This window comes from Streptococcus sanguinis SK355 (assembly GCF_000212855.1).
GTDB lineage: Bacteria > Bacillota > Bacilli > Lactobacillales > Streptococcaceae > Streptococcus > Streptococcus sanguinis_A.
Map to the genome: position 1 here is coordinate 1,402,665 of NZ_GL890993.1, position 9,327 is coordinate 1,411,991.

Here is a 9,327-nt window from a genome sequence, read left to right on the forward strand (position 1 = left end):
CTATGTATTACTTTATTCCTTCATGGAGTGGCAGTGGGGATCGGATTTGGCACCGGGATATTATCCCTTGGTACCGCTCTATGCAGCGACTGGAGTTTGATGACTCGATTCATCAGATTCGGATTTTTCAAAGTGAAAATCTGCCAGTCCAGCTGCTTTTGCCAGCTTATATGCCACATGCCCGCTATCTCTTGCATCGGCAGGATATTTTTGAGACGGACTATTACTCGGTCTTTGATGAGATTCAGGGAATCCAGTCTAAAGAAATGCAGGTCTTGCAAATCAAGGATCTGGACTGGGAGCCAGACTGCGAGTTTGTCTATACGCCCTTTCTAGTCATGGTCCGCAGGCAGGGACAGCTCTATGCCCATGTCGAGTTTGGAGTAGAAGGCTTTATCAGCTTCATCAAGTTTTTCAAGGATGACCAACTGGAGAAGTTTTATATCTTTGATGATCGGGGCTTTGTCTCCAGTATTACCTACTATGAAGAGGGGCAGCCCCTTTATCAGGACTACCTACAGCCGGATGGTGACTGGCGGATTCGTGAGCATCTCAAGCCTGACGACGGTCGGGTAGAGGTCAACCCTGCTTACTTACTGGACTTTGATAAGCTGGAGTATGAGAGGATGCCAGACTTAATCTTGGAGAAATTGGGACACTATATCGAGCGCAATGCAGGAGAGGACAGCCGGTTTGTCCTAGCAACGCATCCCTTATACACTCAAGCCATTTTGCGCTTATTGCCCAAGAATGTTCAAATCATTCTCAGCTTTTTCCACGAGCGCAATCATACAGTGGATTGGCCAGCTTTAGAAGCAGATTTGCAGCAGGCGAATTTAGTCTTGACTGATCGTATGGACTTTAAGAAGGCTATTCAGCGCTACCTGCCTAGACAGGCTCAGAAGGTGCATTACCTATCGCCTTTTGATACTCGTCTGCAGCTAGGCAAGAGCCAACGCCGCCGGGAATCTAAGATTTTTTATCAGATTAATCTGGAAGAAGTGTTTAATGACTATGCCGTTTTCAAGGTTCTTCACTATGTAGCCAAGCATCCAGATACAGAGCTGACTATCGGTGTCTACAATGCTTGGCAGGAAGGAATCCAAAAGGTGGAGACCAAGGTGCAGGAGGTCATTGATGAGTATCTGAATCAATATGAATTTGTCAAGAACTACCGGCGCAGTGAGCAGGCTGAGAATGCCCTGCTGGAAAATCAGGAGCAGGACCTCCGTTTCACCATTAAGAATATCACGGACGAGCTCAGCTTGATTCAGGAGCTGGATGATACACGGTTAATCATTGATCTGAGTGACCAGCCCAATCTCTATACGCAGATTGCTGGGATTTCTGCAGGGATTCCGCAGATCAATCTGGTGGGTTCGGACTATGTGACCCATCTGCAAAATGGCTATATCTTGGACTCTATCTCTGATCTACCGACTGCTGCAGACTATTATTTGGAAGGTTTGAAAAATTGGAACCAGGCCTTGATTTATTCCATTGAAAAAATCCATCATAATACTGGTCTAGAGCTGATTGGCCGGTGGGAGCAGTGGCTCAAGGAGGCTGAGAATGCAAAATAAGCTGAAAATCTTACAGATTGGCTCAAGCGATTGGAGCAAAGAGTTTGCTATTCCAGACAATATGGCCTGGTATTATTTCTTTCCTAACTCCAATCTAGCTATCAAAAAGGTCATGGAGATGGATAAGATTGGCAAGTTTGATGCGATTCTGGTAGACGATTTGCGTCGGATCCCAGATTTGTTTATGATTGAGGCCAAGATTATCCCTTATACGGTATTCTATGACCAGGAACAGGAAACCCAGGAAGCGGATATTGAGTACTTTCTCAAGCGTCACTGCGCTCAGCCAACGGATATGGGTGATCGAGCTGACCTGGTTCGCAAGCTGTCCAAGGCTCTCTTTTCCGGTCAATATGGGGATAAGATGACTCCACTCGATATGGTAGTCAGCCCTGGATTTCGGGGTAAGATTTGCTACAATGGCTATGAAAATCTAGAGCTGGAAGGTGACTTTGGTCAGGACTTTCAGCCTGTCCTCTCTTGGAAATACAATGTCGTGGCCAATGCCTACAACCCAGTTGAACTCTGGCTTGAGTATGAAAAGTCAGGCAGCTGTGAGCTGCGGCTGCGCCTCTATAATATCCAGGAAGGCTCGACTGCGGACATTGCTCGCGAGACTATTTTCGCAGAAGAGGACATGCGGGAATCCATGGTTCTGGACAATGACTTTACTTCCTATCTGGGAGTCAGTCTGGAGGCTAGAGGAGAGGGACGGATTCAGGTCGGTGCTCTGCATCAGCGTCTGACCCGCTTTGAGTTTGGTAAGTATGTTCTGGGTGGGAAGATTTTTCGCGATAGCCACCGTCAGGAGATTAATTACTTCTTTTATCCAGGAGATTTGAAGCCGCCTTTGGCTGTTTATTTCTCTGGTTACCGTCGGGCGGAAGGCTTTGAGGGCTTCGGAATGATGCGCAGTTTGGGCTGTCCTTTTCTCTTATTTTCTGATCCGCGCGTGGATGGCGGTATGTTTTATTTGGGCAGCCAGGAGCTTGAGAGCAGTATTCATAACATTATCCAAGAGCATCTGGACTTTCTGGGCTTTACCGAGCGGGATCTGGTCCTGTCAGGTATGTCCATGGGGACCTATGGTGCGGTTTATTACGGATCAGAGTTTCGTCCGCGGGCCATCGTTTTGTCCAAGCCCTTGGGAAATCTAGGCACTATTGCCCAACGTGGTCGTTTACGCCTGCCCGAGGTCTTTCCGACGGCTCTAGATGTCCTTCACCGTCACACGGGTGGCAAAGATCAGGAACATGTAGAGGAGTTGAATCAACGCTACTGGCGTAAGTTTGAGAAGGCTGATTTCAGCCGGACGACCTTTGGCATCGCCTATATGAAAGAAGAAGACTATGATCCGATGGCCTATGAAGACCTAGTAGCGGCTCTTCATCTGACCGAGGCCAAGCTGATTAGCAGAGGTGTCCCTGGTCGGCATAATGATGACTTAGCTGTGTCTGTGTCTTGGTTCATGAATTACTATCGAATGATATTGGAAAAGGAATTTGGGAGAAAGAAATGAAGATTCAAAAAAGAAAGGGCATTTACTGGGGAGAGCTGAGAGGGGTTTCGGCAGCTGGTAAAATGACTGACTTTACCTATCTCTACGGCACTACCCTTATTATTCATTCCCCTTCACATGTATTTTTTGAAAATAAACTAATGGCCTCCGGCCAGACTATCCATGAATGGTCTTCCAAATGGAACTATCAGCGAGACCGGCAGGTACCTGCTCTCCCCTTGCTTAAAAAGGGAACTCGCTATTGCCTGTCTAGAGATATGACCACCTATCCTGAATCCAGCGTCTTTCTGAAAATCATTTTCTTTGACCGCTATGATAAAGAAATCAGCAATCAAGTGGAGCGCTCGGAGAGTATGATCTTTACCTACCCAAAGGAAGCCTATAGCTATAAGGTTCAGCTGCTGAGTGCAGGAGTTGAGTCCTTAGAGTTTCATTGCCTAAACATTGACCAAGTCATAGAGGAGTCTGATGATTAAAAATCATTTTCAAATTCAGCGCTTAAAGAAAATCTTAGCCAAAGTCAAGAACTTTGAGTCAGAAATGGCTGGCCTGTCAGACGCTGATCTGCAAAAGAAAACACAGGAATTTAAGAAGAGACTGACCGCAGGTGAGACTTTAGACGACCTGCTGCCGGAGGCTTATGCTGTGGTGCGGGAAGCTGACAAGCGGGTGCTGGGCATGTTTCCCTACGATGTGCAGGTCATGGGGGCGATTGTTCTTCATGAGGGCAATGTCGCTGAGATGGCTACGGGAGAGGGCAAGACTCTGACGGCTACCATGCCGCTCTATCTCAATGCCCTGTCTGGTCAAGGAGCTATGCTAGTGACCACCAATACCTATCTGGCTCTGCGGGATGCTCAGGAAATGGGACAGGTCTATCGTTTTCTGGGGATGACTATTGAGGCAGCGGTGGTAGCTGATGAGACTGAAAATTTGACTCCCAAGCAGAAGCGGCTGATTTACCAGGCGGATATTGTTTATACGACCAATAGTGCCTTGGGCTTTGACTATCTGATTGAAAATCTAGCAGAGAATAAGGACAGCCAATATCTTAGTCCTTTCAACTATGTGATCATCGACGAGATTGACTCCATCCTCTTGGACAGCGCTCAGGTGCCTTTGGTTATCTCTGGTGCGCCTCGGGTTCAGTCAAACTTCTATGGTATCATGGATACCTTCATTACAACTTTGAAAGAAGATGAGGATTATCACTACGATGACGAGAAGAATGAAGTCTGGCTGACATCAAAAGGTATTCTGGCGGCGGAGTCTTTTCTTGACTTGGAGCATCTTTATTCCAAGGAAAATCAAGAGTTGGTCCGCCACCTCAATCTAGCCTTGCGAGCCCACAAGCTCTACAAGAAGGACAAGGACTACGTTGTCCGACAGGGTGAGAAAGAAGCTGAAGTCGTACTTTTGGACCGCTCAACCGGCCGTCTGCTGGAAATGACCCGACTTCAGGGAGGCCAGCACCAGGCTATTGAGGCCAAGGAGCATGTCAAGCTGACGGAGGAAACGCGAGCCATGGCTTCCATCACCTATCAGAACCTCTTCCGGCTCTTCCGAAAAATCTCTGGTATGACAGGAACCGGCAAGGTGGTGGAGAGCGAGTTTATGGAGACTTACTCCATGTCTGTCATCAAGATACCGACCAACCAGCCAGTTATTCGGCAGGATTTACCAGACCAGCTTTACCAGACCCTGCCAGAAAAAGTATTTGCTTCATTGGACGAGGTCAAGCACTACCATGCTCAAGGCAATCCGCTCTTGATTTTTACCGGCTCAGTGGAGATGTCAGAGATTTACTCTTCTCTACTGCTGAGAGAAGGTATCGCCCACAACCTGCTCAATGCTAACAATGCTGCCCGTGAGGCGCAGATCATCGCTGAGTCTGGGCAGAAAGGTGCAGTGACAGTGGCTACATCCATGGCCGGCCGAGGTACGGATATCAAGTTGGGACCAGGTGTCGCAGATTTGGGCGGTCTCGTGGTGATTGGTACTGAGCGGATGGAGAACCAGCGGATTGACCTACAGATTCGTGGCCGTTCAGGCCGCCAGGGTGATCCAGGTATCAGTAAATTTTTCATCTCACTGGAAGATGACTTGCTCAGGAAGTGGGGACCGGACTGGCTCAAGAAGTTCTACAAGGACTACTCTAACGAAGAGGTCCAGCAGCATCCAGTCCAGCTGGGACAGCGCCGTTTCAGACACTTGGTGACCAAGGCTCAGAGGGCTAGCGAAAGCAGCGCCAAGATGTCCCGTCGAATGACGCTGGAATATGCCCAGTGTATGAAGATTCAGCGGGAGATTACCTATGCTGAGCGCAATCGCCTGATTCGAGCTGAGGAGCGGATTGATGAAGAAATCAGCCGCGTCCTCCGTCAGGTCATTCATCAGGCGGCTTATGAGCAGTCCTATGCGACACGGGCTGACCTCTATCGCTTTATTTTAGACCATTTCAGCTACCATGCTGAGCGTATTCCTTATGATTTTGATATTTATTCGCCGGAGAAAATCGCAGAGCTCTTGCAGGATATTGCCGAGCAGGAGCTGCAGGCAAAGAAAGCCTATCTCAAGTCTGACAAGCTCTTTACTCATTTTCAGCGGGTGTCCGTTCTCAAGGCTATTGATGAGAACTGGGTCGAGCAGGTGGACTATCTGCAGCAACTCAAGACAGCCTTGAGCGGTCAGCATTTCTCTATGAAAAATCCTCTGGTAGAATACTATCAAGAGGCTTACGATGGCTTTGAATATATGAAGGAACGCATGAAGCAGCAGATTGTCAAGAATCTTTTGATGAGTGAATTGGCACTCAACCCTAAAGGAGAAGTCATCATGTACTTCCCGTAAGACGAGGAGAATATGACAGTATATAACATTAACTTAGGCATCGGCTGGGCCAGCAGCGGTGTAGAATACGCCCAAGCTTATCGGGCCCAGCTACTGCGCAGAATCCAGCAGCCGGCTAAGTTTATCTTTATGGATATGATTTTAGCAGATAATATCCAGCATCTAACGGAAAATATCGGTTTTCTGGATGAGGAAGTTATCTGGCTCTACAACTACTTTTCGGATATCAAGATTGCGCCGACGACGGTGACGCTGGATCAGGTGCTGGCTCAAGTCGCAGGTCAGCCGGAGCGCTCGGAGAGAGAGGGCAAGATTGTCCGCTATTTCTATCCGCAGGATGATCAGTTTATTACTTGCTATCTGCGGCAGGAAGACCAGGACTTTGTGGAGCATGTGGAATATGTCTTGCGGGGGAGATTGATTCGCAAGGATTATTTCTCCTATGTCCGCTATGCCAGTGAATACTTCGCGCCCCACAATGACGCCGCAACTCTCTACCAGCGCCGTTTCTACCATGAAGACGGCAGTGTGGCTTATGACATGCTGATAGAGGATGGTCAGGAAGAGCTCTATCGTTTTCCAGATCGTATTTTCTATTCCAAGGCTGAGCTGGTCCGTTATTTTCTTCAGTGTTTGAAGCTGCAGTCAGACGATGTAGTCATCTTGGATAGGGAGACAGGAATTGGTCAGGTTGTCTTTGAGGAAAGCCAGAAGGCTAAGCTGGGAGTAGTGGTCCATGCGGAGCATTTCAGTGAAAATGCCAGCAGCGACGACTACATTCTCTGGAACAATTTCTATGACTACCAGTTTACCAATGCTGACAAGGTGGACTTTTTCATCGTGGCAACTGAGGCTCAGAAAACGATTCTAGAGAAGCAGTTCAAGCATTACTCAGACAAGCGTCCCAAGATTGTCACCATACCAGTGGGGAGTCTTGACCAGCTGACTTATCCCAAAGAGCCTCGCAAGCCTTTCTCCATGATTACAGCTTCGCGTCTTGCTACGGAAAAGCATATCGATTGGCTAGTGGCAGCGACTGTCCAAGCCCATGCCCAGCTGCCTAAGCTGACTCTTGATATTTACGGTAAGGGGGGCGAAGAGGACAAGCTACGCCGAAGGATTGAGGAAGCAGGAGCGCAGGACTACATTCGGCTCAAAGGGCATGCGGATCTGAGTCAGGTTTATGCAGGCTATGAACTTTATCTGACGGCTTCAACCAGCGAAGGCTTTGGTTTGACTCTTATGGAAGCAGTTGGATCGGGTCTGCCCCTCATCGGTTTTGATGTCCGCTATGGCAATCAGACTTTTATCGATGATGGTAAAAATGGCTATCTGCTGCCGGTCAGTTCCAATCAGGTCGAGGATCAGATTATTGCTACTTTTGTGGAGAAAATAGTAGCTCTCTTTAGCCAAGGACGCCAGCAGGAGATGAGCCAACACTCTTATCGAGTGGCCGAGAATTATTTGACCAACCGGGTTGAAGCGGCTTGGTCCCAGCTTTTAAAGGAGGTCAGAGATGATTCAGCTCTTTGATTATCACAATCAGGAAACCCAGGATCTGCATGATTCTCTCCTTGCAGCTGGCTATGACTGTCCGACCATTGTCATTGAGGCCAATGGCTTTCTGCCGGACGACATGATCTCCCCCTATACTTACTTTCTGGGGGATGAAGAGGGAGTAGACCACCCGCTCTTTTTCAATCAAGTGCCAGTGCCGCCTTTCTGGGAAATCACAGGCGACCATCAGTCGGCGCGTGTCAGTGACATGGGAGAAGAAAGGGCACGGATTCACTATGCCAGTCAGGCCAAGGGCCGGCTGGTCAAGCAGGTGGATTGGCTTGATAAAAAAGGCCAGCTGCGACTGAGTGAGCGCTATAATAAGCAAGGCCGCTGCTTTGCAAAAACAGCCTATAAATCAGGTCAGGAAGCCTTCAACACGACCTACTACAGCACTGATGGCCAGGAGCGTATCGTGGAAAATCATGCCACCGGTGACATCATCCTGACTCTGGACCAAGAGCCCTTGCGAATTTTTAAAAGCCGAGTGGATTTTATCCGTTTCTTCTTGGAACGGCTAGACTTTGACTTGGATCACATTCTCTTTAATTCGCTGGCTTATTCTTTCCTAGTTTCCCACAGCTTGACAGGCCGAGCTGGGCAGGATATTCTCTTCTGGCAGGAGCCGCTTCATGACGAGCTGCCAGGCAATATGCAGCTGATTCTGGACAATAGTCAGCTGCGGGCGCAGACCATTGTCATTCCAGACTTGGCGACCTATCAAAAGGCCAAGAGTTTGGCTGTAGCTGACCAGCAGCAGAAGTTCCTGCATCTGGGCTATCATTATGATTTCAAGCGGGACAACTACCTACGAAAAGATGTTTTAATCCTGACCCATTCGGATCAGATTGAAGGCTTAGAGACCTTGGTTCAGGCCTTGCCGCAGCTAGTCTTTCGCATTGCAGCTCTCACGGAAATGTCGCCCAAACTCTTGTCTATGCTGTCCTACAAGAATGTCGTCCTTTATCAAAATGCCAGTCTCAAGCAGATTGAGCAGCTCTACTTGGAATCAGACATCTATCTGGATATCAATCACGGCGGACAGGTTCTGCAGGCAGTGCGCAAGGCTTTTGAGAATAATCTCTTGATCCTAGGCTTTGAGCAGACCCTGCATGACAGGCACTACATTGCCCAGCAGCATATTTTCGATAGCAGCCAGCCAGCTCAACTAGCAGCAACTCTGGAAGAAGCCTTATCTGGTGTTGAGCAGATGAGGTCAGCCTTGCAAGCTCAAGGTCGGCATGCCAACGATGTACCCGTCAGTCTTTATCAGGAGACTCTCCAAAGCGTACTAGGAGGTCAGCATGGCTAAAAAAGATTTATTTCATAAGGATATTGAGGGGCGGTTGGATGAACTCAAGCATGGCAAGCCCAAGAAAGAAAAGGCCAGCTTGGGTGAAAATCTCAACAAGGCCTTTGTCATCGCCTTGGGCTTGATGATCTTGATTGGTTTGATTTTTACATTGATTGGAGCCTTGAGGAAATAAAATGCAAACAATATTGATTACACTTACCATTGTAGCAGCTCTTGTCTTGATTTTGCTGGTTGGTCTTCTTCCCAGAGAGAGCCAGCAATTTTACAGAGACACCAATACATCAATCGGCAAGTCAGGCTACTGGGAAACTCACTTCGCAAAGAAAATTCTAGTTCTTTTGGCAAGCCTTGCTCTGATTGTGCTTATGATTTTCTTTATGATTCAATCCCTTTAGTATCTGTTTAGGTAGCGAAGCTGTTCTGACGACTGCTAAAAAAGAAAGACCCTCTATTGCAGTGTACTGACCCCCAAAAGTTAGACAATTAATTTATCCAAAGGATTT

At 47.9% G+C, this 9,327-nt stretch carries 8 protein-coding genes; all 8 read left to right on the plus strand.

All coding sequences use genetic code 11. From position 1 onward, the window contains the following. Nucleotides 1-2: 2 nt before the first annotated feature. The 8 genes from asp1 to asp5 are packed head-to-tail and all read left to right on the plus strand — an operon-like array spanning nt 3 to nt 9,219. Entirely contained in the window at nt 3-1,583 is a 1,581-nt protein-coding gene (gene asp1 / locus HMPREF9389_RS04470; RefSeq protein WP_002929955.1) for an accessory Sec system protein Asp1, read from the plus strand. Next, nucleotides 1,573-3,102 carry an accessory Sec system protein Asp2 gene (gene asp2, locus HMPREF9389_RS04465; protein ID WP_002929957.1) on the plus strand — a complete coding sequence of 510 codons (1,530 nt, stop codon included), beginning with the start codon at nt 1,573-1,575 and terminating at the stop codon, nt 3,100-3,102. Before asp1 ends, asp2 begins: the two co-directional genes overlap by 11 nt. After that, a complete protein-coding gene (asp3, locus tag HMPREF9389_RS04460; RefSeq protein WP_002929960.1) occupies nt 3,099-3,578 on the plus strand; it encodes an accessory Sec system protein Asp3 in 480 nt (159 codons plus the stop codon). The genes asp2 and asp3 overlap by 4 nt, the downstream gene beginning before the upstream one ends. Next, nucleotides 3,571-5,952 (plus strand): accessory Sec system translocase SecA2, encoded by a 2,382-nt coding sequence (gene secA2 / locus HMPREF9389_RS04455; protein ID WP_002929961.1) that lies wholly within the window; start codon nt 3,571-3,573, stop codon nt 5,950-5,952. The genes asp3 and secA2 overlap by 8 nt, the downstream gene beginning before the upstream one ends. Nucleotides 5,953-5,964: 12 nt before the next feature. Further along, nucleotides 5,965-7,485 carry an accessory Sec system glycosyltransferase GtfA gene (gene gtfA / locus HMPREF9389_RS04450; protein ID WP_002929963.1) on the plus strand — a complete coding sequence of 507 codons (1,521 nt, stop codon included), beginning with the start codon at nt 5,965-5,967 and terminating at the stop codon, nt 7,483-7,485. Further along, nucleotides 7,469-8,821, plus strand: a complete 1,353-nt coding sequence (gene gtfB / locus HMPREF9389_RS04445; protein ID WP_002929965.1) for an accessory Sec system glycosylation chaperone GtfB — start codon at nt 7,469-7,471, stop codon at nt 8,819-8,821. Before gtfA ends, gtfB begins: the two co-directional genes overlap by 17 nt. Next, nucleotides 8,814-8,996, plus strand: a complete 183-nt coding sequence (gene asp4 / locus HMPREF9389_RS04440) for an accessory Sec system protein Asp4 (protein WP_002897858.1) — start codon at nt 8,814-8,816, stop codon at nt 8,994-8,996. Before gtfB ends, asp4 begins: the two co-directional genes overlap by 8 nt. A gap of 1 nt (nt 8,997) precedes the next feature. Then, a complete protein-coding gene (gene asp5, locus HMPREF9389_RS04435) occupies nt 8,998-9,219 on the plus strand; it encodes an accessory Sec system protein Asp5 (RefSeq protein ID WP_002929966.1) in 222 nt (73 codons plus the stop codon). The last annotated feature ends 108 nt before the right edge of the window (nt 9,220-9,327 follow it).

Coding starts and splice junctions, on each gene's coding strand:
- secA2 (WP_002929961.1), top strand. CDS start 3,571: ATGATTAAAAATCATTTTCAAATTCAGCGCTTAAAGAAAATCTTAGCC.
- asp4 (WP_002897858.1), top strand. CDS start 8,814: ATGGCTAAAAAAGATTTATTTCATAAGGATATTGAGGGGCGGTTGGAT.
- asp2 (WP_002929957.1), top strand. CDS start 1,573: ATGCAAAATAAGCTGAAAATCTTACAGATTGGCTCAAGCGATTGGAGC.
- asp1 (WP_002929955.1), top strand. CDS start 3: ATGTATTACTTTATTCCTTCATGGAGTGGCAGTGGGGATCGGATTTGG.
- gtfA (WP_002929963.1), top strand. CDS start 5,965: ATGACAGTATATAACATTAACTTAGGCATCGGCTGGGCCAGCAGCGGT.
- gtfB (WP_002929965.1), top strand. CDS start 7,469: ATGATTCAGCTCTTTGATTATCACAATCAGGAAACCCAGGATCTGCAT.
- asp3 (WP_002929960.1), top strand. CDS start 3,099: ATGAAGATTCAAAAAAGAAAGGGCATTTACTGGGGAGAGCTGAGAGGG.
- asp5 (WP_002929966.1), top strand. CDS start 8,998: ATGCAAACAATATTGATTACACTTACCATTGTAGCAGCTCTTGTCTTG.